Annotated in this window: 18 protein-coding genes and 1 tRNA gene; 7 read left to right on the top strand and 12 right to left on the bottom strand. The window is 64.7% G+C overall.

All coding sequences use genetic code 11. The features are described 5' to 3' along the window. The 8 genes from RBB46_RS01015 to RBB46_RS00980 form a co-directional block, all read right to left on the bottom strand. Positions 1-1,674 (bottom strand): thiamine pyrophosphate-binding protein, encoded by a 1,674-nt coding sequence (locus tag RBB46_RS01015; protein ID WP_306026972.1) that lies wholly within the window; start codon positions 1,672-1,674, stop codon positions 1-3. 128 nt (positions 1,675-1,802) lie between these two features. Next, positions 1,803-2,183 carry a hypothetical protein gene (locus RBB46_RS01010; protein WP_306026971.1) on the bottom strand — a complete coding sequence of 127 codons (381 nt, stop codon included), beginning with the start codon at positions 2,181-2,183 and terminating at the stop codon, positions 1,803-1,805. 374 nt (positions 2,184-2,557) lie between these two features. Continuing rightward, a complete protein-coding gene (locus tag RBB46_RS01005) occupies positions 2,558-3,103 on the bottom strand; it encodes a GcrA family cell cycle regulator (protein WP_306026970.1) in 546 nt (181 codons plus the stop codon). A 263-nt stretch (positions 3,104-3,366) separates the two neighbouring features. Then, a complete protein-coding gene (locus tag RBB46_RS01000; protein ID WP_306026969.1) occupies positions 3,367-3,789 on the bottom strand; it encodes a hypothetical protein in 423 nt (140 codons plus the stop codon). A 172-nt stretch (positions 3,790-3,961) separates the two neighbouring features. Next, positions 3,962-4,381, bottom strand: a complete 420-nt coding sequence (locus RBB46_RS00995) for a helix-turn-helix domain-containing protein (RefSeq protein WP_306026968.1) — start codon at positions 4,379-4,381, stop codon at positions 3,962-3,964. A 275-nt stretch (positions 4,382-4,656) separates the two neighbouring features. Beyond that, positions 4,657-4,733 (bottom strand) — tRNA-His (locus RBB46_RS00990). A 247-nt stretch (positions 4,734-4,980) separates the two neighbouring features. After that, positions 4,981-5,496 carry a phasin gene (locus RBB46_RS00985; RefSeq protein WP_306026967.1) on the bottom strand — a complete coding sequence of 172 codons (516 nt, stop codon included), beginning with the start codon at positions 5,494-5,496 and terminating at the stop codon, positions 4,981-4,983. Between the two features lie 358 nt (positions 5,497-5,854). After that, on the bottom strand, positions 5,855-6,241 hold the full coding sequence (locus RBB46_RS00980) for a phasin (protein WP_306026966.1): 387 nt from the start codon (positions 6,239-6,241) through the stop codon (positions 5,855-5,857). 414 nt (positions 6,242-6,655) lie between these two features. On the opposite strand from RBB46_RS00980, the gene RBB46_RS00975 reads away from it, so the two are divergent. The 4 genes from RBB46_RS00975 (at position 6,656) to RBB46_RS00960 (ending at position 15,204) form a co-directional block, all read left to right on the top strand. Continuing rightward, positions 6,656-10,993, top strand: coding sequence for an ATP-binding protein (locus tag RBB46_RS00975; RefSeq protein WP_306026965.1), 4,338 nt, complete (start codon positions 6,656-6,658; stop codon positions 10,991-10,993). Between the two features lie 133 nt (positions 10,994-11,126). Next, a complete protein-coding gene (locus RBB46_RS00970) occupies positions 11,127-12,089 on the top strand; it encodes a threonine dehydratase (protein ID WP_306026964.1) in 963 nt (320 codons plus the stop codon). Positions 12,090-12,312: 223 nt separating this feature from the next. Further along, a complete protein-coding gene (locus RBB46_RS00965; protein WP_306026963.1) occupies positions 12,313-13,365 on the top strand; it encodes a Fe(3+) ABC transporter substrate-binding protein in 1,053 nt (350 codons plus the stop codon). A 126-nt stretch (positions 13,366-13,491) separates the two neighbouring features. Further along, on the top strand, positions 13,492-15,204 hold the full coding sequence (locus RBB46_RS00960) for an iron ABC transporter permease (RefSeq protein WP_306026962.1): 1,713 nt from the start codon (positions 13,492-13,494) through the stop codon (positions 15,202-15,204). A 15-nt stretch (positions 15,205-15,219) separates the two neighbouring features. Here the strand turns inward: RBB46_RS00960 and RBB46_RS00955 are convergent, their stop codons facing one another. The 4 genes from RBB46_RS00955 to RBB46_RS00940 form a co-directional block, all read right to left on the bottom strand. Further along, positions 15,220-16,512: an FAD-binding oxidoreductase gene (locus RBB46_RS00955; protein WP_306026961.1), complete on the bottom strand. Its 1,293-nt coding sequence runs from the start codon at positions 16,510-16,512 to the stop codon at positions 15,220-15,222. 25 nt (positions 16,513-16,537) lie between these two features. Next, entirely contained in the window at positions 16,538-17,935 is a 1,398-nt protein-coding gene (locus RBB46_RS00950) for an aspartate aminotransferase family protein (protein WP_306026960.1), read from the bottom strand. Positions 17,936-18,001: 66 nt separating this feature from the next. Beyond that, positions 18,002-19,399: a glutamine synthetase family protein gene (locus RBB46_RS00945; RefSeq protein ID WP_306026959.1), complete on the bottom strand. Its 1,398-nt coding sequence runs from the start codon at positions 19,397-19,399 to the stop codon at positions 18,002-18,004. Between the two features lie 108 nt (positions 19,400-19,507). Then, positions 19,508-20,230, bottom strand: coding sequence for a GntR family transcriptional regulator (locus RBB46_RS00940; RefSeq protein ID WP_306026958.1), 723 nt, complete (start codon positions 20,228-20,230; stop codon positions 19,508-19,510). 128 nt (positions 20,231-20,358) lie between these two features. On the opposite strand from RBB46_RS00940, the gene RBB46_RS00935 reads away from it, so the two are divergent. From RBB46_RS00935 to RBB46_RS00925, 3 genes are all read left to right on the top strand, one after another. Beyond that, positions 20,359-21,750: a glutamine synthetase family protein gene (locus RBB46_RS00935; protein ID WP_306026956.1), complete on the top strand. Its 1,392-nt coding sequence runs from the start codon at positions 20,359-20,361 to the stop codon at positions 21,748-21,750. 266 nt (positions 21,751-22,016) lie between these two features. Next, positions 22,017-23,108, top strand: a complete 1,092-nt coding sequence (locus RBB46_RS00930; RefSeq protein ID WP_306026955.1) for a polyamine ABC transporter substrate-binding protein — start codon at positions 22,017-22,019, stop codon at positions 23,106-23,108. Positions 23,109-23,177: 69 nt separating this feature from the next. Continuing rightward, complete coding sequence (locus tag RBB46_RS00925) at positions 23,178-24,326, top strand: ABC transporter ATP-binding protein (protein WP_306026954.1); 1,149 nt, start codon at positions 23,178-23,180, stop codon at positions 24,324-24,326. The last annotated feature ends 26 nt before the right edge of the window (positions 24,327-24,352 follow it).

The following is a 24,352-nucleotide window of genomic DNA, read 5'->3' as shown; positions in this document are numbered from 1 at the left end:
TCAGCCGGCGCGGATCTGGCTGAGCGAGCGAACCGGCGTGATCGCCTCCGGATCGAGCTTCAGATGCAGCAAGGCCGGCTTGCCGGATGCTGCCGCGCGCTCGAAGGCCGGCGCGAATTCAGCCGCCGTTTCCACCATCTCCGCATGGGCGCCATAGGCGCGAGCGAAGGCAGCAAAGTCCGGATTGACCAGCGTTGTCGCCGAGACACGCCCGGGGAAGTCGCGCTCCTGGTGCATGCGGATGGTGCCGTACATGCCGTTGTCGACGACAATGGTGATGATCGCGGCCCCCTCCTGCGCCGCCGTGCCGAACTCCTGCATGGTCATCTGCAAGCAGCCATCGCCGGCAAAACAGACCACCATGCGCTCCGGATATTTCAGCTTGCCGGCAACCGCGGCGGGAAGGCCGTAGCCCATCGAGCCACTGGTCGGCGCAAGTTGTGTGTTGAGGCGGCGAAAGCGGTGAAAGCGGTGCACCCAGGTGGCGTAATTGCCAGCGCCATTGGCCAGGATCGCATCCTCGGGCAAGTGCTGCTCGAGCCAGTCCATCACCTGCGCCATCTGCAGCGCGCCGGGCACCTGCGGCCGCGCCCCGGACCATGCAAGATAATCGTCGTGAGCGGTTGCGGCCGCCCCTTCCCAGGCTATCGCGTTCGGCGGCTGAAGCGCCTCGAGCGCCGCGCAGAACCCGTTCGGCGTCGCATGGATGGCGAGATCCGGCAGATAGACACGGCCGAGTTCCTCGGCCCCGGCATGGACATGCACCAGGGTCTGGCGCGGCTGCGGAATGTCCAGCAGCCCGTAGGACTGGCTGGGCATTTCCGACAGGCGGCCGCCGACGAGCAACAGCAGGTCGGCCTCGCGAACGCGCTCCGCCAGCTTCGGGTTGATGCCGATACCAACGTCGCCGGCATAGTTTCCATGCAGGTTGTCGAACAGCATCTGGCGGCGGAAGGAGCAGGCGGTGGGCAGTTGGAAGCGCTCGGCAAAGCGGGTGAAGGCCGCCCGCGCGCCCTCGCTCCAACGGCTGCCGCCGAGAATGGCGAGCGGGCGCTTCGCCGCCCAAAGGCGCTTCTGCAGATCCGCCATCTGGGCAAGCGAGGGATGCGTTTCAAGCGGAACGAAGGCCGGCAGTTCGGCGACCTCGGCAGTCTGCGCCAGCATGTCCTCCGGCAGCGCCAGAACGACCGGGCCGGGGCGGCCTGACGTGGCCACATGATAGGCCCGCGACAGCATTTCGGGGATACGGGCGGGGTCCTCGATCTCGGCCACCCATTTGGCCATGCCGCCGAAGAACTGGCGGTAATCGACCTCCTGGAAGGCGTCGCGCCCCCGCATGCCGGTCTCGATCTGGCCGACGAAGAGGATCATCGGTGTCGAATCCTGCTGCGCCACATGGACGCCGGCGGCGGCATTCGTCGCGCCGGGACCGCGGGTCACCATGCAGATGCCCGGGCGCGCCGTCATCTTGCCGAAGGCCTCCGCCATCATCGCGGCGCCGCCCTCCTGGCGGCAGACGGTCACCGGGATCGATGCGTCGTGCAACGCGTCGAGAACCGGCAGGTAGCTCTCACCGGGAACGCAGAAGACGCGCTCGGCACCCAACTGCTCGAGTGCCCTGACAAGCAGGACCCCACCGGTGCCGGTGAGCCGGCGCGCCGCACGCTTTTCCATGTCGATTGTCCCCGATCAAGCAGAGTGTTGCCCTGCCGATATACAACGACGGCCCGGATCGGCGCAAAGGCACGAGACTCCGTTTCCAATTCCGAGGCGGAATGAACTTCATCCCTCCTGATTGAAATTCACAGATCCTGCACGGTCACGACCTGGAACGTATGCAACTCGCCGTCCTCGTCCTTGATCGAAACGTACTCCCCGGGGCGGAAGGGATGGGCGCCGAAACGGTATCCCGCCTCGTCGTCCTCATCACCGTCGATGTCGTAATGGAAGGCCCAGGAGCCACCCGGGCGATGGCGGAGATGCCCGATATCCTCTTCCTCGTCGGCCCAGAACCGGCGCACCCGGCACTGGGCCCGGTGCTTCCGCCACTCCCCGGCGTCGATGTGATCGTTCGCATCCAGCGGCGCAATGAACTCGTAGCCATGCCGCGCCGAGCCGTTCGGGAACTCCCGGGTGCGCGCCAGGTTGAGGCGGATCTTCTTGAGGCCTGAATGGGTGGTCATGGGTGTCGGGGCTCCTGCTTTCCGCTCGGCGAATATTAGCAGTTTCAACGGGATCGGGCATCCCGCAATGAGCGAAATCAAATCTGCCGCAATGCCAGTCGCACGGATCTGCCGGACATGAAAAGGTCAGGGCCGGAACACCGGCCCCTTCCGGCTCAAGCCGGACATGAAAAGGTCAGGCCCGGAACACCGGCCCCTTCCGGCTCAAGCCGGACATGAAAAAGGCGGGGCCGGAACACCGGCCCCTTCCGGCTCAAGCCGGACATGAAAAAGGCGGGGCCGGAACACCGGCCCCGCCTGGGGCAAACGCATCTGCCTGGGAGGGAGGAAGCAGGGAGCGTCGTACCCGAACTGTCGGGCCCGAACCTTTGGGCTCAGACCGCGATGGCGCGCAGCGGGAGGGCGACAGGCGCCGAGGCCGTCTTCTCCGCCGGGCGGCGGCGACGCACACCCTGGTATGCGAGCCGGTGATGGAACTCACAGTAGGAGCGGTTGTTTTCCGCATCCTGGCTGCAGAAGTGGAAATCCGCGTCTGCCGGGTCGCCGATCGGCCACTTGCATGTACGGCTGGTCAGCGTCATCAGCGTGATACGGTCTTCCGCGGCGACATCGGAGTGCGCAACATCGAAGCTCTTGTGCGCGGTGTCGAAGTCGAGGCCACGGCGATACTGAACATCGGACGCGGTGTCGCGCGCTGCCGGCTTGCCGCCGACAAAGGCGAGCGAGGGCTTGCCGCGCTGCACGCGGGGCTTGGGACGGTGGCTGGTGGCCGGCGAACGCTTGGGCAGACCCATGCGATGAGCCTTGCCGATCACCGCGTTACGGGTCACGCCCGCCATAACATAGGCAATCTGGCTTGCGCTGAGGCCTTGCAGCCAGAGCTTCCTGAGCAGATCTTCGCGTTCCTGTGTCCAAGCCATGTTCAGCCCCACTTCTTCTTGTCACCTGGCGGAGACGGTTACGCGGGTACACATCTCTCCCGTTCCCTCGAAACCCTTTCCTGGGGTGCCGAAGGCCGCCAACTCGTTTCTGTTGCGATAGCGACCGAGATCGCCCTGATGGGGGCCCTGGCGGATGCCGCCTTAGGGCCACGTGCCGTTCGATGAACTCGCCATCGACTATGCGTAATTTATAGTGAACAAATCCTTAACAGGTCAATCTAAACAAATTTTCACTTTGGTTTTTACTTATTTTTCTCAAGTATTATTGATGTAAGTGATTTTACTACAATGTCTAATACATCATTCTGAAAATTTTTATTTGATTTTTCTTCACTTTGTTCAGGATGAGCAAACTTCATCTCAGGAGATATAGAAAACAAAAGCTTGCTATTAGATTTCCTAACGCAAATCATTCCATCTTCACACATTTTCTCGATTTTTCTGCGTACCGTCGAATACGGTATATCTGTTTCTTCAGATATTATCTCAATATCCGGATCTACTTTGTTTGCATTTGCAATCGAAATTGTCGTCAGTATCATCAATTGACCCAGGTCTTTTACTTCATACTCCTCCATAAACCGGAACATGAGACTGAAGAACATCTCATAGAGGCGGAGTATCCGGTGAGCCTGAGTCGAAAGTTCTTCATCTTGTGATGACATCGGCGCCTCCTTGGTGCCTTACATTCGTCATTTTGACGAATGTTGCCCGCTTTGCGCATGGATTCGCACGCATGCAACAACCGGTTCTCGACTTGGCTTCATATTCCCCAGGGTAATTCGGGCTTAGATTCAGTTTTTCCACAAATTTTAACCAACTCGGCCTTGCGCTGCCTCAATCGTTCGCCACGTCGAAAACCATCGCCATCACCGCCCGAACCATGTCGACGCTCATGTCGGGATCCGCGCGCTCGGCGGATTTTCCGCAAGCCATTTCCGTCGACCACAGATAAACGACCGACTTTCCGCGTCGTTCCTTGGCAATCCGGCCGTCATCCAGATAAGGGCGCAAGCGTCGCTCGACGGTCGAGCGCGACGTGCCGAGCTTTTCCGCCAGCAGTTCGGCATCCATCGGCGCGCCCCGCAGATCCGCGATGGCGACGAGCACCAGCAGCAGCACGTCGGCAACGTCACGCACCTCGAACCGATCGCTGATCTGCAATGTCAGGTCGTAGTAGGTTTCGAGCAGGCGCCGCATGCGGTAGGCGGTCGCAACGCCACCGGCCGCCACCGGGGTTTCCGCTTCACTGTCCATGTCCCCTCCCCGCGTAACATCGGCCCCGCGAACAGGCGGCCTCCAGTGAGAGCTGGCCATCTGCGGTCACGCGACGCTTGCACGCAGGTTCAAGGGTGCCTCAAGAGCGCCCGGCGACGCAAGCCGGGCACAACCCAAGGGCCCGCGCGGACGTCTCGGCAGGAGGTCGCTAAAGGAGGAAAACCGGCAGCGCCGCGCAAGCACCAGCGCAAGGCCCGGTGGGGGCCGGAGGCAACGCGCTCGACAGGACAGGAGAGAAGGGAGAAGGAGGCGAATGGTACAGACGGTTGGAGTTGAACCAACGACCTTCGGAGCCACAATCCGACGCTCTAACCAACTGAGCTACGTCTGCACGTCAATTCGGTGGCGGAACCTAGTTTGAAAAGCGGGGGAATGCAAGAGGCAGTGCCGAGCATTCGCTGCACTCATCCACAGTATGAAAAAGCGCGGGCAAAAGCGGGAGAAACGCATCCCGCGCCCTCTCCGCAGGACCTTGCCCAAATGCCAGATCGCAGACGCGACGCGGCAAGCCGGCCCACAAAAAAGAACCCGGGCCGTGGGCGGCCCGGGTTCCTGTGTGCTTCAGGTCAGGCCCGTGGTCAGGCCGCCTTGAAGTCCTTGGTCGTCTTCTCGACGGCACCCTTGAAGGTCTCCGTCACTTCGCCGGCAAGCTTGGAGGACAGCTCCTGCATGTCCTTGGCCTGGGCGCTGAACGCGTCGAACTGGCTGCGGGCAAAGGAAGTCTGCAGCTCGATCGCCTCGGCCAGCGTCTTCACCTCGAAGAGGTCCTTGACGAACTGGAAGGTCGCGTCGGTGTTCGACTTGGCGGCATCGACGGCCTTGTGGTTGAAGTCGAGGACACCGCGGCGGGTGGTCTCGAAACCGTCTTCCATGAGGTCGGTCGCGTCCTCGGCAACCGTCTTGAGCTTGGAGTAGGCCTCACGGGCCTGCTCGATGCTCTTCTCGGCCATTTCGCGCGTCGCGGCGGGGATTTCCATCTTGGGCATGTTGAAAGCCTCGAAGTTCGGGAATGCGGTCACCGTCGCATCGACGGTCTTGGCGGTCTTTGCACGCGGCGCCTTCGGCGCTGCGGCTGCGGTCTTCGTCTCGGTCATGATCTCAACTCCTTTGGCCGGGGCGCGCTTGAGCTGCGTCCCGCGCCTTGCGGGGAATTTTTTGCGATCTCAACGCCAACGCGCCGATCGCCATCTACAGAACGACATATAGCAACGACCATTGTGCATTGCAACATAAATATTGCGACGCACAAGATCACGCCCCCGAAAACCGGGCCGGAAACGGCCGCACGCGGCGGCCCTGGCCGGGCCGCCGCGTGCGCCAACATACCTGTCTTGTCGGGAAGCCGGTATTGCGACCGGCGGTCGTGGGGTGGCGGCCCGCCGCGATATCCGCAGTGCGCGCCGCGCCTCTTCAGCCCGTCGCCGTCAACCGCCAGTCTTCGCTCGCCTGTCTTCAGCCGCGCGTTTTCTTGGCGGCATCCTGCGCCGTCCTTGCCGCCTTGTCGCCGAGATCGCGGACCTGCTCGCCGAGCGCCTCCATCTGCTTGCGCAGATACTCGCTCTGCAATTGCATCATTTCCTGAACATCGCCGGCCCGCACCATCTTCTGCGCGAGATCGAATGCGGCGGAGACATGCTCCTCCGTGTATTCCAGCGCGGTGCGGCCCATGTCGTCGGCGCCGGCCTTCACGGTCTGCGCCGTATCCTCGGCACTGCCGACCGCCTTGCGTGTCGCGCTCATGTAGTCGTCGAAAGCCTTGCGCGCCTGGCCAACGCTCTGGTCGGCCATCTCACGCATCTGCTCAGGGATCTCAAAGCCGCTCTTGTCGCCTTTCGCCACGATGCTTCTCCTTGCCGTTTTCGTTATCTGCCCAGACGCCAGGGGGTCGCCGCCCACCGGCACCGGCCTTCGATCCTAGAGGAAATAGCGTTAAAGGGGAGCCCCAGATCTCACCGCGCCTTGCTGCCGGGCGCCGCCGCCACGTCAATGCTCGATTCCCGCGATTAACCACACTTGAAGAGAATGACGGCATTCGGGGCGCTTGGCGTGGACGACTCGGATTTGAAACGATATTTACTCTTTGTTTACCGCGTGAGGCGTTAACGGAATGCGGTATGTGCGTGCGGGTTTGCGCCGAGGCCCCTGATCGAGAGGGTTTTCGGCCTTGCTGCCCGCCCCCCGCCCGGGTTCCGGCCGCCTACCGCGAATGACGGGACCACCGGCGAGCACCGCAACGGCGGAGAGAGCGTGCCCATGAACAGCCAGTTGAGCACCTTCATGGCGTTGAGCGGCCTCGCTGCCGCCAACATCTATCTCACCGATCCCCGCCCCGCCTGGATATGGGCGGAGGACGGAAAGAGCATCCTTTGGGCGAATCCCGCGGGCGCGGCGTTTTTCGGCGTCAAGGGGCTGTCCGAGCTTGCCGATCTCACCGGTCTGGCGCGCGCACCGGCACGTCCCCACATCGCCCGTGTCGCCACATCCGGCCCCATCGACCGCGACACGACCGATCGCCTGCGCTTCTATCGCGGACTGCGGGTGATGCTGCTCACCTGTGCTTGCCGCCGCCTCGTGCTTGCAGACGGTAGCAATGGCGCGCTTATCGTGGCGCTTGATGCCCCTGGCGCCACCGGCACGCAGGATGAAAGCGCTTTGCTCGCCCTGATCTCCCATTCCTCGCATGCGGCGTTTCTCTACCGCCGCGACGGCAGCGTGCAGTCCGGCGAAGCCGGGCTCGCCGGTCCCGCTCTCGACATCGTCAAGACGGCGCTGCGCAGCGCCAAGCATGCCCCCTTGCGCCGGAGCTTCGAGATCGAGGGCGCCGATCGGGACGCCAGCGTTCTGATGCTCGACACCGGCTCGATCCTGCTGCTCGCCGACATGACGAACGCCGCCGACACGCACAAGCCCGCACTTGATGCGGCGGCGGCAATGGCCGTCTCGTCCGAAGATCCGGACGGGTTCGAGCCGGAAACCGCCGGGGACACTGCTTCAATGGAAGCCGAGGCGCTGACGGGCGCTCCGATTTCACAGGAAGAAGCCCCGCAGGAAGAGACCCCGCCGCCCCTGCCAGCCGCAACAGATGCCGAAGCGGAGGAAAGCGAACCGGCAGCCCCGCGTCGACGCTGGGCACAGGGTGGTCTGTTTGCCTTCGCCAGCGGAACCCGGTTCCTCTCCGCCTCGCGCGCGACCGACAGGCCTGCGGACGAGACCTCCGGGGACGCCACGCAGTTGCCACCGGCAGGCGCCGAGCCTGCCCATGAGACGCATCCTGGAGACGACGACGCAAGCGGCGACTTTGAGACCGTCCGCCAGCCGGAAGGGCTGTCGCCGGTGCCGGATCGCGCCGACGAGGACACGGAAACCGCTGCCGCCGGCACGGAGCGGGCGGATACCGAGCGCGACCCACAATTCCCGGCGGATGCCGACGACGCTCTCGATCTCGTCGGGGTCGACGACGAGGACGCCAGCCAGAATGCGGGCCAGGATGAAGAGGATGCCGGCACGCGAGCTCATGCAGGGCTTTTCAGCTCTCCTGCCGAGGATGCAGACGAGAGCACGATTGCCGGCAACATCCTGGACGCTGAAGAGCTGACGTTCGACGACCTCGCCGCCACCGGCGAGGAAGCCCACACGGCAGTCTACGGGCAGGCCGATGTCGACGCGGCCGACGAGATGACGGCAGAAGAAGACGAGGCCCCGGTTTCCCCTCACGCGGGACCGGATCATGAGGACGACGCCGTTCCCGCCGTTGACCTGCCGGCGGCGGCCGCTTCCGGCTTCCGGTTCGATGCGCGCGAGCGCCCGGTACGGTTTGCGTGGAAGATGGACATCGACCGGCGCTTCACTTTCCTGTCTCCGGAGTTTGCCGAGACGCTCGGTCCCGAAGCTGCCGATGTCGTCGGGCTGACCTGGGAAGAAGTGGCGGAACGCTTCGATCTCGATCGCGACGGCCGCGTGTCGGCAGCCCTCAGGCGGCGCGACACCTGGAGCGGACGTACCGTCGCGTGGCCGGTCAGCGGCGCGGCCCTGCGCGTGCCGGTCGACATGGCAGCCCTGCCCGCCTTCGACAGGCAGCGTATCTTCGAGGGGTTTCGCGGTTTCGGCGTCTGCCGCACCGGCGAGGCGGTGGAAGACACCGACGCCCTCGGCACGCGCATTGTCATGCGCCCGCCCCTGGACGCCGCCGGAGCAGATCCGGCGGAGACGGATGACGTGATGCTCGTGGAGGAGCCGGTTGCCGGCGAGCTGACGCTTGATCCGCCGGTTCTTGCCGACGCCGAGACGGATCCCTCCGAGGCACCGGAGGACGCGACGGCCGCGGCCGATGCCATTTCAACGGCAGACGCCGGGGAGCCCGCCGCCTCCGACGACGAGGACGACGATGCGGCTGCCGAGCCCGGAGAGCCCGCAGCATCCGGTCTTGCCGCCGATGACGGGGTGGAAGGTTTCGTCGAGGACACCGCCGGGACCGGCGCGTTCCCCGCGCTTGACGACCATGCGTCCGAGCCGGAAGCCGACGACCGGGAAAACACCTTCGCCGGGCTCGCGGACGCGACGTCTGCAGACGACCTGGAAGAAGAACCGGAAATCACTTTCGGCAACGACGACGAGCGTACGACAGGCTCCCTCCCGCAACCCGACGGTGATGCGGACGCGAACGCTCGGGGCAACACGCCCGAAAGCCCGGTTGCCAATGTTTCGCCAGACCCGGTCGACGCGCCGGCAGACTTCGAAACGGCCGAAGACGAAAAGCCATTGCCGTCTGTCCGGTCCGCTTCATCCTACAGGACCGAGGACGCCGACACCTCGCGCTTGTCCAAACCCGAAAGGGAAGCTTTCCGCAAGATCGCCGAGGCACTTGGCGCGCGTTCGGAAACCGGCGAGCCGGAGGTCCTTGCTGCCGCTCCGCAGGACAGCACGCCGAGCGTTGCGACGGATGATGCGAAAGCGGACGCGGATCTCGTGGAGGCTGCCAAGCCGACGGAAGACATCGCCTCTCCTGACGAAGACGATGCCACGGGAATGCCGGCATCGGCCAATGTCGCGAGCCTTGGCATCGTCCCGCGCACATCCGCAACGGCGACGCCACGGGCGGCGCGCACCAACCTGCTCGACAAGCTGCCGGTGGGCGTTGCCATCATCGATGGCGAGGATGTCGACTACGCCAACGCCACGCTGCTCGACCTGCTCGGCTATCCCGACCTTGAAGCACTGCACGCAGTCGGCGGGCTCGATGCCATTTTCGCCGAACCCGAGGACTGGCCCAGTTCCCTGCCCGGCGCGATGACGGAACGGACCATGCGCATCCGCCTTGCCGACGGGGGGGCGAAGCCGGTCAAGTCACGCCTGCACAGCGTCGCGTGGAAGGACGGTACGGCATTGATGATGTCCTTGCTCGACCGCCACGACCCGGCGCAGGAGGCGGCGCTCGACCGGCTCCACGAGACGCAGTCGTCGCTGTCGCTCGCAGAGGAACACCTCGCCGAAATGGACGCGGTGCTCGAGACCGCGACGGACGGCGTGCTGATCCTCGACGAAGGCGGCCGCATCATGAAGGTGAACCGCTCGGCCGAGGCCTTGTTCGACGCGGCGCGAGAAGACATGGTCGGCGCGCCGCTCAGCGACTACCTGGCCCCCGAAAGCCATCGGGATGCCAGCGACTATCTAGACGGCCTTGCCCGAAACGGCGTCGCCAGCGTGCTCAACGACGGGCGCGAGGTGATCGGCCAGCTGCGCTCCGGCGGCCTGATCCCGCTGTTCATGACCATCGGCCGGGTCGGCCACGGGGCGGAAGGACCGCGCTTCTGCACGGTGCTGCGCGACATCACCCAGTGGAAGACGGCGGAAGAGGAACTGACGGATGCAAAGCGGCAGGCGGAGAACGCCAGCTCGCAGAAGTCGGACTTCCTCGCCAAGATCAGCCACGAGATCCGCACCCCGCTCAACGCGATCATCGGCTTTTCGGAAGTGATGATGGAAGAGCGCTTCGGTCCGGTCGGCAACGACCGCTACAAGGGCTACCTGCGCGACATCCACAATTCCGGCTCGCATATCATGAGCCTGATCAACGACCTGCTCGACCTGTCGAAGATCGAGGCTGGCAAGCTCGATCTCACCTTCGAAGCGGTCTCGGCGAACGACATCATTCGCGAGTGCGTCGCCCTCATGCAGCCGCAGGCCAACCGCGAGCGGGTGATCATTCGCGCCAGCCTGCCCACATCGGTGCCGAAGATCGTCGCCGATGGTCGCTCGGTGCGCCAGATCGTGCTGAACCTTCTGTCCAACGCCATCAAGTTCAACCAGCCCGGCGGCCAGGTCATCGTCTCGACCGCGCTGGAGGACAGCGGCGAGGTGATCCTGAGGGTTCGCGACACCGGGATGGGCATGAGCCACCAGGACCTGGCCGCGGCGATGGAGCCTTTCCGCCAGCTGCACACCGCACGCCACGGCGGCGGCACGGGGCTCGGCCTGCCATTGACCAAGGCGCTGGTCGAGGCGAACCGGGCAAGCTTCCGCATCGATTCGGAAGTCAATCACGGCACGCTGATCGAGGTCACCTTCCCCCCGCAACGGGTGCTTGCCGAGTAGTCTGAACGGACCCCGCGACACGCGCCGGCCTGCTGCCGGCGCGGATTGACCCCCGCGCGCTTCCTTGCCAGTGTGGTGCTCCCTCCTTCGGGCGCGCCCCTACGGGCTCGCGCCCTTTTTTCGCGGACACGCCATGCTCACTCTTGCCGCCATCGAGGACGCCGCCGACATCGTCTACCGGTCGATGCGTCCGACCCCGCAATATGCCTGGCCGCTGCTCGCCGAGCACACGGGGAAGCCGGTCTGGGTCAAGCACGAGAACCACACGCCGACCGGTGCGTTCAAGGTGCGCGGCGGCCTCGTCATGCTGCACGAACTGGCCCGGCGGTCGACACGCGGCACCGGCATCGTCTCGGCCACGCGCGGCAATCACGGGCAGAGCCTGGCCTTCGCCGCGAGCCGGCACGGCATCGCCTGCACGATCGTCGTTCCTCGGGGAAACTCCACGGAGAAGAACGCCGCGATGCGGGCCTTCGGGGCAGAACTCGTCGAGGAGGGCGAGGATTTCGATGCGGCCAAGGTGCATGCGAAGGCGTTGGCCGAGGAGCGCGGCCTGTACATGGTGCCGAGCTTCCATGCCGATCTCGTGCGCGGCGTCGCGACCTATGCGATGGAATTCCTGCGGGCGGTGCCGGATCTCGATGTGGTCTATGTGCCGATCGGGCTGGGATCGGGCATTTGCGGACTCATCTCCGCACGCAATGCCCTCGGCCTCACGACCAAAATCATCGGCGTGGTCTCCGACAAGGCGGATGCCTATGCGCGCTCCCTCGAGACGGGCAGGCTGACCGAGATGGCCAGTGCCACCACCTTTGCCGACGGCATGGCGGTGCGTTGCCCGGACGAAGCCGCGCTCGCCGTGATCCGGGCCGGCGCGGAAGACATCGTGCGCGTCAGCGACGACCAGGTGGCCGAGGCCATCCGCGTCTATTACCGCAGCACGCACAATCTTGCCGAGGGCGCGGGAGCCGCTCCCCTCGCGGCGCTGATGGCCGACGGCAAGCGGGGAGAAACACCCGGCGTCATCCTTTGCGGCCAGAATATCGACACCGCCTGGATGGGCGAAGTGCTCGCCGGAGGCACACCATCGCCCTGAAAGAGGCCGGCTCTCCCGCAAGCTCTTATCCGGAAACCGGAAATCGACATTCAGGTTAGTTTTGAACTCTTCTAATCTATTGATATTAAAAGCGATATTTGTTGACAGAAAAACTCCTGTTTCTATGATGCAGGCGCGCGGGACGATACTGCCGTAACGGCAGATGCCCGCGCCAATGCAAACCGACATCAGGGCCTTGTCCCCTGGGTGCTGGGAGAGACACATGATCCAGAAAGTTGCCACCCTGCGCGGCGCGGCTCTGTCCGCCCTGCTGCTCGCTTCCGCCGCGATCGCGACACCCGCAGTCGCCGAAGGCGAGGTCAACATCTATTCCTACCGCCAGCCGTTCCTGATCGAGCCGCTGCTTGAGGCCTTCACCAAGGAAACCGGCATCAAGACCAACGTGATCTTCGCCTCCGACGGCCTTGCCGAGCGTATCGAGGCGGAAGGCGCGAACTCTCCCGCCGACGTGCTGCTGACGGTCGACATCGGCCGCCTCGACGGTGCCAAGCAGCTTGGCATCACCGAGCCGGTCTCCTCGGAGGTCGTCAACGGCAACGTGCCGGCCGCCTATCGCGATCCGGAGGGCCACTGGATCGGCCTCACCACACGCGCGCGCATCGTCTATGCCTCGAAGGAGCGTGTCGAGCAGGACACGATTACCTATGAGGAGCTCGCCGATCCGAAGTGGAAGGGCAAGATCTGCACCCGTTCGGGCCAGCACGTTTACAACGTCGCCCTGTTCGCCTCGATGGTCTCCCACTTGGGCGCAGAGGAAGCGGAAAAGTGGCTTGCCGGCCTGCGTGACAATCTCGCCCGCAAGCCCTCGGGCAACGACCGCGGCCAGGTCCAGGCGATCTTTGCCGGCGAATGCGACATCTCGCTCGGCAACACCTATTACATGGGTGCCATGCTGACCAACGAGAAAGAGCCGGAGCAGAAGGACTGGGCCAACTCGGTCAAGATCCTGTTCCCGAATGCCGGCGATCGCGGCACGCATGTGAACATTTCCGGCGTCGTCATGGCCAAGCATGCCCCGAACCCGGATGCGGCCCTGAAGCTCGTCGAGTTCCTCTCCTCGGAAGAAGCCCAGCACATCTATGCCGAGGCCAACAACGAGTATCCGGTCAAGCCGGGCGTGGAAATCTCGGAAATGGTTGCCTCCTGGGGCGAGTTGAACGCCGACACGCTGCCGCTGGACGAGATCGCCAAGAACCGCAAGACCGCCAGTGAACTGGTCGACAAGGTCGGCTACAACGACGGTCCTGCAAGCTGACGGACCCGCGTCCCGACGCAACCCGCTCCTGCGCGGCGCGCCGTTCGCCGTTTCCAGCCAGCGACCCCTTTGGATGAGAATGCAACCCGTCCGACCGGTTCCGCCAGCAAGCGACCCGACGATTTCATGACCGACACTGCCCGCATGGACACCCTGACGACAGGGGCTCCCGTACCGCGTTCCGCCGCCACGCCGGCCGACAGGATCTGGCTTGTTGCCGGCTTTGCGGTCGCGGCGCTGACGTTGCTGCCCGTCGTGGCCCTCGCCGTCCTCGCGGCGCAGCCCACAGGGGACGTGTGGGGACATCTGGTTGGAACCGTCCTGCCGCGCTCGCTCTGGACAACGCTGCTGCTGATGGCGGGGGTCGGCACGATCACTTTCGTCGTCGGCGTTGGAACCGCATGGCTCGTGACAATGTGCCGGTTTCCCGGCCGCGCCTTCTTCGACTGGGCCCTGCTGGTGCCGCTCGCGGTGCCGACCTACATCATCGCCTATACCTATGTCGAAATCCTGGATTTCACCGGCCCGGTACAGACCGCGATCCGGGAGATCTTCGGCTTCCGCAGCTCGCGGGACTACTGGTTTCCCGAGATCCGCTCGCTTGGCGGCGCTGTCTTCGTCATGGGGTTCGTGCTCTATCCCTATGTCTACCTGACGACGCGCGCGTCCTTCCTGCTGCAATCGGCCTGCACGCTCGACGTCTCGCGAACGCTCGGTGCCGGTCCGATGCGCCTGTTCTTCCGCGTGGCGCTGCCGCTGGCGCGCCCGGCCATCGTCGTCGGTGTGTCACTTGCCCTGATGGAATGCCTCAACGATATCGGCGCGGTCACCTTCTTCGGTGTCCACACGATGAGCTTCTCCGTCTATGACACCTGGATCAACCGCTCGAGCCTGGCCGGTGCCGCGCAGCTTGCCTGCGCGATGCTGGCCCTTGTCTTCGCGCTTCTGTGGATCGAGCGGCACGCCCGCCGCAAGCAGCGCTTCCACGTCACCTCGACGCGCTATCTGGCCCTGCCAAGCTACCGGCTTGCAGGCTGGCGCGCCGGACTGGCGACGGCAGCCTGCGCCGCGCCCGTCGCGATCGGTTTCGTCTTTCCCGCCGCCCTGCTCGTCGACTATGCGAGCCGGCGGCTGGACGAACTGGGCGATCCGGCACTCGCGGCGGCCGTCGTCAACACCTTGTCGCTGTCGGTTGCCGCAGCCCTGCTTACCGTGGCGATCGGCATCGTGCTCACCTATGCCCAGCGCGTTCAGGCCAACCGGGCAACCCAGCTGTTCGGACGGATCGCCTCGATCGGTTATGCCATCCCCGGCACGGTGCTCGCCGTCGGCATCCTCATTCCGCTTGCGACCTTCGACAATTTTATCGACGGGATCGCCCGCTCGAACTTCGGTTTCTCGACCGGCCTGCTTCTGATCGGCTCAGGCACGGCACTGGTCTACGCCTATATGGTGCGCTTTCTGGCGGTCGCCTACGGACAGGTCGAAGGTGGCTTCGGCAAGGTCACGCCGCATCTCGACATGGCGGCGCGCACCCTCGGCAGGAGTTCCGGCCGCATCCTGTTCGAGGTGCATCTGCCGATGATCCGCCCGGTGTTGCTGACCGCCCTGCTGCTCGCCTTTGTCGACTGCATGAAGGAGTTGCCGGCAACGATCCTGCTGCGTCCCTTCAATTTCGAGACCCTGGCAACGACCGTCTACAATGCCGCCTCGCGCGAGGCTTTCGCCGACGGTGCGCTGCCGGCACTGCTCATCGTCATGGTCGGGTTGCTGCCGTCGATCCTGCTGGCACGGACATCGGCCCGCAGCTTTCGCGACAAGTCGACCGAACGCGCCTGAAGTCGGCCCCGTCCCTCAGCCGAGACGGTCACGCAGGGCGAACCAGCTCATGGCCAGGACCAGGATCGGCCAGCGCAAGGTGCGCCCGCCGGGAAAGCGCCCCGGCGCAAGACCTGCAAAGACGTCGAAACGCTCCGCATCGCCGAGCATCGCCCGCGCCGCGACATGGCCGCAGAACCCCGCCATCGCGACGCCGTGGCCGGAAAAGCCCGCCGCGACATAGACGCCCGGCCGCGTGCGACGCAGGCAGGGCATGCGCGAGCGGGTGACGCCGAGCGTTCCACCCCAGACATGCGACACCGGTGCCTCGGCAAGCTGCGGATAGACATTGCGCAGGTGCGAGCGCACGAAGCTGCCCATGTCCGGCGGAAAGCCGCGCCGATAGGTTTCGCCACCCCCGAAGAGCAGTCGCCGGTCTGGCGTCAGGCGCCAGTAATAGACGACAAAGCGGCTGTCCGAGACCGCCTCCCGTCCCGGGATCAGGTGATCGGCGGCCTCTTGCGACAGCGGCTCCGTCGTCAGGATGTAGTTGTTGATCGGCATGACGCGGGCCTCGCTGTCGGGATCGATCCCGGCGAGATAGCCATTGCCGGCAAGCAGCACCGTCTCCGCGTCGATCATCCCTTCCCGCGTCCCGATCTCGACCCTGCCGCCGCGATCCGTGACCGCGGTCGCCGCCGTCCCCTCGTGGATGACGACGCCGCCGGCTTCGGCGGCATCGGCAAGCCCTTGCGCAAGCTTCAGGGGATGGAGATGCCCGGCCCCGGCGTCACGAGAGCCGCCGAAATAGTTCGGCGTACCGATGGCCGTTGCAAGCGCATCGCGTTCGAGCGGCTCTACGCGGTCGTAGCCATAGACCTTGCAGAGATGCTCAGCATAGTCCCATTCCTCGGCGACGAAGCGCTCCTTGTGGGCGGCATGGATGAGGCCCGGCATCCAGTCGCAATCGATGGCATGGCGGATGCGGCGTTCGTGCAGCAGCGCCTTCGCCTCTTCCGCCATGTCCCAGAGCCGGCGTGCGGTTTCGATCCCGCAGGTTCGCTCAAGATGATGCTGATCGCGCCTCTGGCCGCTGTGCAACTGGCCGCCATTGCGCCCCGACGCACCCCAGCCGATGCGGTTCTGCTCGATCAGGACAACCGACCGGCCGGCTTCGGCGAGGGTGATGGCCGCGTTGAGTCCGGTGAAACCGCCGCCGACGATCGCCACGTCGCACCGTACCTGCCCGGCAAGCGCCGGCCGCAAAGCGCGATCGGGCGTTGTCGCGGCATAGTAGGACGGGGCATGGGCACGCGTGGCGTCGGCCATAGGGGTCCCTTCCGGCGCCTCGCCGTCAGGCCGCGAGGCGTCCGTCCTTCTTCAATGCGGCATGGGTCTGGTCGAGCGTGCGGACGATACGCTCAATCATGTCATCCGCCTCTTCATGGCTGAGCACCAGCGGCGGCGAGATGATCATGCTGTCGCGCACCGCCCGCATGACCAGGCCGTTGTCGAAGCACAGGTCGCGGCACAGCGTCCCGGCCTCGCCGAGAGAAGCGAACTTGCGCGACCTGTCGCCCCTGGCCGGCACCAGTTCCAGAGCTCCGACAAGACCGACCATGCGGGCCTCGCCAACCAGCGGATGGTCACCCAAAGCTCGCCATTTCGCCTGCAGGTAGGGGCCGATGTCGTCAGCGACCCGCTCCACCAGCTTCTCACGCTGCATGATCTCCAGATTGGCGAGAGCGGCCGCGCAGCAGGCCGGATGGCCGGAATAGGTATAGCCGTGGAAGAACTCGCCGCCCTTCTCGATGAAAGCATCCGCGACCCGGTCGGCGACCATCACGCCGCCAATCGGCAGGTAGCCGGAAGACAGTCCCTTGGCGATCGGCATCAGGTCCGGCTCGATGCCGTAATGCTGGGATCCGAACCAGCTTCCAAGGCGGCCGAACCCGCAGATCACCTCGTCGGCGACGAGCAGGATCCCGCGCTCGCGGCAGATGCGCGAAACCTCCGGCCAATAGGTGTCGGGCGGGATGATCACGCCGCCTGCCCCCTGGACCGGCTCGGCGATGAAGGCGGCGACCTTGTCCTCGCCGATCCGGTCGATGGCGCGTTCCAGTTCGCCCGCCGCCCAGACGCCGAATTCATCGGGCGACATGTCGCCGCCTTCGCCGAACCAGTAGGGCTGCGCGATGTGGTGGACACCGGGAACCGGCAGGTCGCCCTGACCGTGCATCGCGGCCATGCCGCCCAGGCTCGTACCGGCAAGCGTTGAGCCGTGATAGCCGTTCCAGCGGCCAATGATGGTCTTCTTCTCCGGCTTGCCCATCAGGTCCCAATAGGTGCGGACCATGCGGAAGACCGTGTCATTGGCCTCCGAACCGGAGGAGGTGAAGAACACCCGGTTGAACTGCGGCGGGCTGAGTTCGGCCAGTTTCTCCGACAGAGCGATGACCGGGGGGTGGCTGGTCTTGAAAAACGTATTGTAGTAGTCGAGCTCGCGCATCTGGCGATTGACCGCGTCCGCGATCTCGTCGCGCCCGTGCCCGACCTGGCAACACCACAGGCCCGCCATGCCGTCGAGGTAGCGGTTGCCGTCGCTGTCGGTCAGCCAGACGCCCTCCGCTCCGGTGATGACGCGCACGCCTTCCCGGTTCAGCGCACCCGTGTCGGAGAACGGATGCATGTGGTGGGCGGCATCGCGCGCGCGCAATTCGGCCGTCGGATAGATGTTGGATGCACCGCTCATGGCGTCATCTCTCCCGATTTTCGTTCATGTGTTCCCGTATCCGGCGAGGGGGTGAGAGCGTTCCGGTCAGACGTTGAGGAGCAGGTATTCCCGCTCCCAGGGGCTGATCACCTTCATGAAGGTTTCGAACTCCTCCTGCTTGATCGCCCGGTAGGTTGCGACGAACTTCTCCCCGAAAACATCGATAAGCTCGTCACACTCCCCGAACAGCGCCACCGCCTCGAGCAGCCCGCGCGGCAGCGCATGCATGTCCTCGCTGAAGTTGCCGCTGCGCGGCTCGTCCGGCGTCAGTTTCTGCTTCATGCCGAGATATCCGCAGGCAAGCGATGCGGCGATGGCAAGGTAGGGATTGGCATCCGAGGACGGCACCCGATTTTCCAGCCGCCGCGCCGCCGGCTTGGAATTGGGCACGCGCAGGCCGACGGTGCGGTTGTCATAGCCCCAATAGGCGTTGACCGGCGCCGTCGTTCCCCGGGTGAAGCGCCGGTAGGAGTTCACATAGGGTGCCAGGATGCAGGTCACAGCCGGCAGGAAGGCCTGATGGCCGGCGATGAAGGACAGGAACCGGGGAGACGCCTCGCCGTCTTCCAACGAGAAGACGTTGGCGCCCGTCTCCTTGTCGACCAGCGACTGGTGGATATGCATCGAGGAGCCGGGCTGGTTCGACATCGGCTTGGCCATGAAGGTGGCGTACATCTCGTGGCGCAGCGCCGCCTCGCGGATGGTGCGCTTGAACAGGAACACCTGGTCGGCCAGCTCCAGCGGCCGGCCGTGGCGCAGGTTGATCTCCATCTGCGCCGCGCCTTCCTCGTGGATCAGCGTGTCGATCTCCAGCCCCTGCGCTTCCGACAGGTCGTAGATGTCGTCGATCAGGTCGTCGAACTCGTTCAGCGCGGAGATCGAATAGGACTGCCGGCCCACTTCGGGACGGCCCGAGCGCCCCGTCGGCGGCTCCAGAGGATAGTCCGGATCGGTGTTGGGGCGCACCAGATAGAACTCCATCTCGGGCGCCACAAGCGGCTCCAGCCCCTCGTCCTCGTAGAGCTGCAGCACACGCTTGAGCACATTGCGCGGGGCCGTCTCGACCGGGATGCCCTCGCGGGTATAGGCATCGTGAATGAGCTGCGCGGTCGGATCGCTTTCCCAGGGCACGGCCGTCAGCGTCGAATAGTCGGCGCGGAAGAACAGGTCGCCGTCGGTCGCGTTGTGCTGGAAGCGCTCATCGTCCGGCGGATAGTCGCCGGAAATCGTCTGCGCGAAGATCGAGGCGGGCATGGTCATGACCGGCCCGGAGAAGAACTTCTCCGTCGGCATCATCTTGCCGCGCGCAACCCCTGCAAGATCGGGCACGATACATTCGATGTCCTCGATGCCCCGTTCCGACAGCCAGGTACGCGCATCCTCGAAGGAGCTCACGCCGCGACGGCTGTTGATCCTGGGCTCCTGCTTCTTCTTCTTGCTCACGTCTTCCGCCTTTCGGGCGTGCCGGCCAGCGGCCCCGATGCCCGGACCATGAACCGTCTTTCCCACGCCAATTTGTGATCACATTTATAAACGGCAATTCGCTTTCCGTCACCCCGGCGCCGGAAAGCCCTCGACGAGCAGGTCCATGCCGCAGCGAATATCGGCGGCGACCGCGTCCCGCAGTGCCCGGGCATCAGCCGCACGGATCGCATCGACCGCCTCCTTGTGATGATCCACCAGCGCGGACGTGCCGACCCTTCCGTAGACGGTGCGCATGAAGGGGGCGAACTGCAACCAGAGAGTTTCCACAAGCGGCAACAACACCTGCGATCCGGCCGCACGATAGATCCGGAAGTGGAAGGCATGGTTGAGCCGCATGTAGGTCTCCGCGTCGCCCCCATCGAGGCTTGCATCTATCCTGTCATCGATCTCTGCGAGCCCGGCGGCGTCCGCGCGGTTCAGCCCCGGCGCGGCCAGTCCGGCGAGTTCAGGCTCGAGAAGAAGCCGCGCCTTGAGGATTTCCTCCAGGCGCGGGCGGGTCATTGTCGGCACCTGGATGCGGCCATTGGGGCGGATATCGAGAGCGTTTCCCGCTGACAGCGCACGCACGGCCTCGCGCACGGGCATCGGGCTGACGCCGAGTTCCTGCGCCAGCCCCCGCAAGGTCACCGCGCGCCCCGGAACGAAGCGCCCGGTGAGTAGCGCCTCGCGCACGGCCCGTTCCACGCTGCCGCGAACCGAGCCACGCGGCGGCACTTCATCCCCGGTGACACGCTCGCCGCGCCCATGCGTCGCAGGGACGCCCGCCCGGCCCGACAGTGGCTCCGCCATGTTCCAGAACCCTGATAGCCGACCCCTCGGCCGGCTTGCTTGACAGTCTTGCCGCTACGTGATCACATTTTTACCAATCCGGCAATCGGTCCATCCTGGCCGATCCGCCACCCCAACCGGAGGACTTCATGTTGCAGACCCATCGCTCGGCCTGGCAGCGCCCGGCCGGCGGAGACGACTGGCAGGAGGAGGTCGCCCGCTTCGAGGCCGAGCATCCCGACCTCGACACGCTCGAGGTGATCCTGCCCGACAGCAACGGCGTCCTGCGCGGCAAATGGTTGCCCGGAAGCGCGCTGCGCAAGGTCTTCGAAAGCGGTGTCGCGCTGCCCTTCTCCCTCTTCGGCCTCGACGTGTGGGGCCGCGAGGTCGAGGAAACCGGCATGCATATCGAAACCGGCGACAAGGACGGCGTGTGCTGGCCGGTGCCCGGATCGCTGCGCTCGGTCCCCTGGGCGGAGCGTCCGACGGCGCAGGTGCTACTGTCCATGCATGACCGGCAGGGCGGCGCTTTCATGTGCGACCCGCGTCATGTGCTCTCGCGCATGTCCTCTCGGCTTGGCGAACACGGGTTGAGCGCGACGGCCGCGTTCGAGCTCGAGTTCTATCTGTTCGAGGACCAGGACGACGGCGACTGGAGCGGCGCGCCGACGCCGGTCTTCTCGACCCATCTGGGGCCCGCGCGCCAGAACATGTATGCCTTGTCCGACCTTGAGGCCTTCATGCCGCTGGTCGACGAGATCCGCCGCTCCGCCGACGCGCAGGACATTCCCGCAGATGCCGCCGTCTCCGAGGCGGCGCCCGGGCAGTTCGAGCTCAACCTGCACTACCAGCGCGATCCGTTGCGCGCCGCCGACGATGCCGTGCTGCTGCGCCGGCTCGTTGCCGGCGTCGCCCGCAAGCACAATCTCAAGGCCTCGTTCATGGCCAAGCCCTTCGTCGAATGGCCGGGCAACGGCATGCATGTGCATGTCTCGATGGAAGACGGCTCGGGCAATATCTTCGCCGACCCGGACACGGGCGAGGCACGGCTCGGCTATGCCATCAAGGGCCTGCTCGACACCATGCCCGAGGCGCATCTTCTTTTCGTCTCGACCTTCAACGGTTTCCGCCGCATGCAGCCCGGCTCCTATGCGCCGACCTCGATCTGCTGGGGGTTCGACAACCGCTCCGTGGCGCTGCGGGTTCCCGCCGGAACGCCGGCCTCGGCCCGCATCGAACACCGCATCGCCGGCGCCGACGCCAATCCCTACCTGGTGCTGACGGGCGTGCTGGCAGGCATGCTGCAGGGCGTGGCCGGCGAGACAGCCCCGCCACCGCCAGTGGAGGGCAACGCCTACGAGAAGACCGCGCCTCGCCTGACGCCATGGATGGACGAGGCGATCGACGCCTTCGCCGCCTCGAAACACATGCAGGATGCCGTCGGCGAGGAAATGCACAAGGTGCTGGTCGACATCAAGCGTCACGAGCTCTTCGCATTCGGGCGCGAGATTTCGACCCTGGAGCGCCAGACATATCTGTGAGCCGACAAGTTGGGAAACAAAAGGCCAATTGCCGCGACACCGGAAGAAGCGTCTGGCACTACGGGGAAATTCTCGCAAGAGCAGAACCCGCCTCCCCTTGAGGCGACGGGCCATCGCTTCTAGGCTGGCGACAGATTGCCATGACGCGGACGGCGCGTCCGGAAACACCAGTTCCCGCAGCACACTGTTTTGCTGCAACAAGACAAGACAATCGAAAACACGGCGCGCAAGATGACGCGCCAGGACAGGGCCAGACGGAGGGACACATGAAGAAGTTTCTATTTGCAAGCGTCGCGCTGATCGGTGCGGTCGCCGCAACCGGGCTTGCCGCGCAGGAGCGCACCGTGCGGGTCTTCAACTGGTCGGACTATATCGACGAGTCCGTGCTTGAGGAATTCACCAAGGAAACCGGCATCAAGGTCGTCTACGACGTCTTCGACAGCAACGAGATGCTGGAGACCAAGCTTCTGGCCGGCGGCACCGGCTATGACGTCGTCGTCCCGACCGGCACGTTCCTCGGCCGCCAGATCCAGGCCGGCGTGTTCCAGAAGCTGGACAAGTCGAAGCTGCCGAACCTTGAAAACATGTGGCCGCAGATCATGGGCCGCATCGAGAAATTCGACCCGGGCAACGAGCACGCCATCAACTACATGTGGGGCACCACCGGCTTCGGCTACAATGTCGAGAAGATCAAGGAGCGCATGCCCGACGCGCCACTCGACAGCTGGGACATGATCTTCAAGCCGGAAGTCATCTCGAAATTCGCCGATTGCGGCGTCCATCTGCTCGACACGGCGGACGAAATCTTCCCCGCCGCGCTCAACTATCTCGGTCTCGACCCGGACAGCAGCAATCCGGAAGATTTCGAGAAGGCGTCGGAGCTGCTGCTGTCCATTCGGCCCTATATCCAGAAGTTCCACTCATCCGAATATATCAACGCGCTCGCCAATGGCGACATCTGCCTCGCCGTTGGCTGGTCGGGCGACGTGCTGCAGGCGCGTGACCGTGCCTCCGAGGCCGACAATGGCGTCACCGTCGCCTATGTCATTCCCAAGGAAGGCGCGATGATGTGGTTCGACAACATGGCGATCCCCGCCGATGCGCCGCATGTGGACGAAGCGCACGCCTTCCTCAACTTCATCATGAAGCCGGAGGTCGTCGCCAAGGCCACCAACTACGTCTTCTACGCCAATGGCAACAAGGCGAGCCAAGCCTTCGTCGACAAGGAAGTGCTGGAGGATCCGGCCATCTATCCGACCGAGGAAACGGTCGAGAAGCTGTTCAGCACCACGACCAAGTCGCCCAAGGCGATGCGGTCGCGCACGCGCGAATGGACCAAGGTCAAAACCGGTCAGTAACATGGCCGGCACGGTCCGGCCGCGACACGCGGCCGGACCGGACCCGTCGAACGAGACAGGGGGCAGATCTTGGCAAAAAAACCGATCGGACCGGTGCGCCGCGACTTCGCACCCTGGGATGACCCGCAAGCGCGACCCTACATCGAATTTCGAAACGTTACCAAGACGTTCGGAGATTTCATCGCGGTCGACGACCTTAGCCTGAAAATCTACGAACGCGAGTTCTTCGCCCTGCTCGGCGGATCCGGCTGCGGCAAGACGACGATGATGCGCATGCTTGCCGGCTTCGAGACCCCGAATGCAGGCGAAATCTTCCTGGACGGACAGAACCTTGCCGGCGTGCCGCCCTACAAGCGGCCGGTCAACATGATGTTCCAGTCCTATGCGTTGTTCCCGCATATGAGCGTGGAGGCGAACGTCGCCTTCGGCCTGAAGCAGGAAGGCATGCCGAAGGCGGAGATCGGCGAACGCGTCGAGGAAATGCTGAAGCTGGTCAAGCTGCAGGACTTCGCCAGGCGCAAGCCGCATCAGCTGTCCGGCGGTCAGCGGCAGCGCGTCGCGCTGGCCCGCTCGCTTGCCAAGAAGCCGAAGGTGCTGCTGCTCGATGAACCGCTCGGGGCGCTTGACCGCAAGCTCCGTGAAGAGACCCAGTTCGAGCTGACCGATCTGCAATACGAACTCGGCATGACCTTCCTGATCGTCACCCACGACCAGGAGGAGGCCATGACGATGGCCGACCGGATCGCGGTGATGGACAAGGGCCGCATCGTCCAGATCGCGACACCGGCGGAGATCTACGAGTTGCCGAACTCCCGCTTCGTCGCCGACTTCATCGGCGACATCAACCTGATGGAATGCAAGCTGACGGCGCGCGAGGGCGACGTCTCCAGCCTGCACGCGCCCGTCTTCGGTTGCGACATCAAGATATCGCAGGCGGTCGATGCGAATATCGGCGACACGGTCTGGTTCGCCATCCGCCCGGAAAAGGTGCGCATCTCCTTCGAGGAACCGGAAAGCCGGGTCAACGCCCTGAAGGGCGAGGTCTGGGACATCGCCTATCTCGGCGACGTCTCGATCTATCATACGCATATCGCCAACGAGGAAACCGTCCGCGCGACGGTCGCCAACCGCTCGCGGGTCGTGGAGCGACCGATGAGCTGGGACGACGAGGTGTGGCTTTCATGGGATGCGGACGCGGGTGTCGTGTTGACCCGGTGATGAAACCTGACCGGCGCGGCGGCACG

It is taken from the genome of Stappia sp. MMSF_3263, from assembly GCF_030733745.1.
Classification (GTDB): domain Bacteria; phylum Pseudomonadota; class Alphaproteobacteria; order Rhizobiales; family Stappiaceae; genus Stappia.
This window is presented reverse-complemented; position numbering and strand designations above follow the sequence as displayed.

Coding starts and splice junctions, on each gene's coding strand:
- RBB46_RS01015 (WP_306026972.1), bottom strand. CDS start 1,674: ATGGAAAAGCGTGCGGCGCGCCGGCTCACCGGCACCGGTGGGGTCCTG.
- RBB46_RS01010 (WP_306026971.1), bottom strand. CDS start 2,183: ATGACCACCCATTCAGGCCTCAAGAAGATCCGCCTCAACCTGGCGCGC.
- RBB46_RS01005 (WP_306026970.1), bottom strand. CDS start 3,103: ATGGCTTGGACACAGGAACGCGAAGATCTGCTCAGGAAGCTCTGGCTG.
- RBB46_RS01000 (WP_306026969.1), bottom strand. CDS start 3,789: ATGTCATCACAAGATGAAGAACTTTCGACTCAGGCTCACCGGATACTC.
- RBB46_RS00995 (WP_306026968.1), bottom strand. CDS start 4,381: ATGGACAGTGAAGCGGAAACCCCGGTGGCGGCCGGTGGCGTTGCGACC.
- RBB46_RS00985 (WP_306026967.1), bottom strand. CDS start 5,496: ATGACCGAGACGAAGACCGCAGCCGCAGCGCCGAAGGCGCCGCGTGCA.
- RBB46_RS00975 (WP_306026965.1), top strand. CDS start 6,656: ATGAACAGCCAGTTGAGCACCTTCATGGCGTTGAGCGGCCTCGCTGCC.
- RBB46_RS00970 (WP_306026964.1), top strand. CDS start 11,127: ATGCTCACTCTTGCCGCCATCGAGGACGCCGCCGACATCGTCTACCGG.
- RBB46_RS00965 (WP_306026963.1), top strand. CDS start 12,313: ATGATCCAGAAAGTTGCCACCCTGCGCGGCGCGGCTCTGTCCGCCCTG.
- RBB46_RS00960 (WP_306026962.1), top strand. CDS start 13,492: ATGACCGACACTGCCCGCATGGACACCCTGACGACAGGGGCTCCCGTA.
- RBB46_RS00955 (WP_306026961.1), bottom strand. CDS start 16,512: ATGGCCGACGCCACGCGTGCCCATGCCCCGTCCTACTATGCCGCGACA.
- RBB46_RS00950 (WP_306026960.1), bottom strand. CDS start 17,935: ATGAGCGGTGCATCCAACATCTATCCGACGGCCGAATTGCGCGCGCGC.
- RBB46_RS00940 (WP_306026958.1), bottom strand. CDS start 20,230: ATGGCGGAGCCACTGTCGGGCCGGGCGGGCGTCCCTGCGACGCATGGG.
- RBB46_RS00935 (WP_306026956.1), top strand. CDS start 20,359: ATGTTGCAGACCCATCGCTCGGCCTGGCAGCGCCCGGCCGGCGGAGAC.
- RBB46_RS00930 (WP_306026955.1), top strand. CDS start 22,017: ATGAAGAAGTTTCTATTTGCAAGCGTCGCGCTGATCGGTGCGGTCGCC.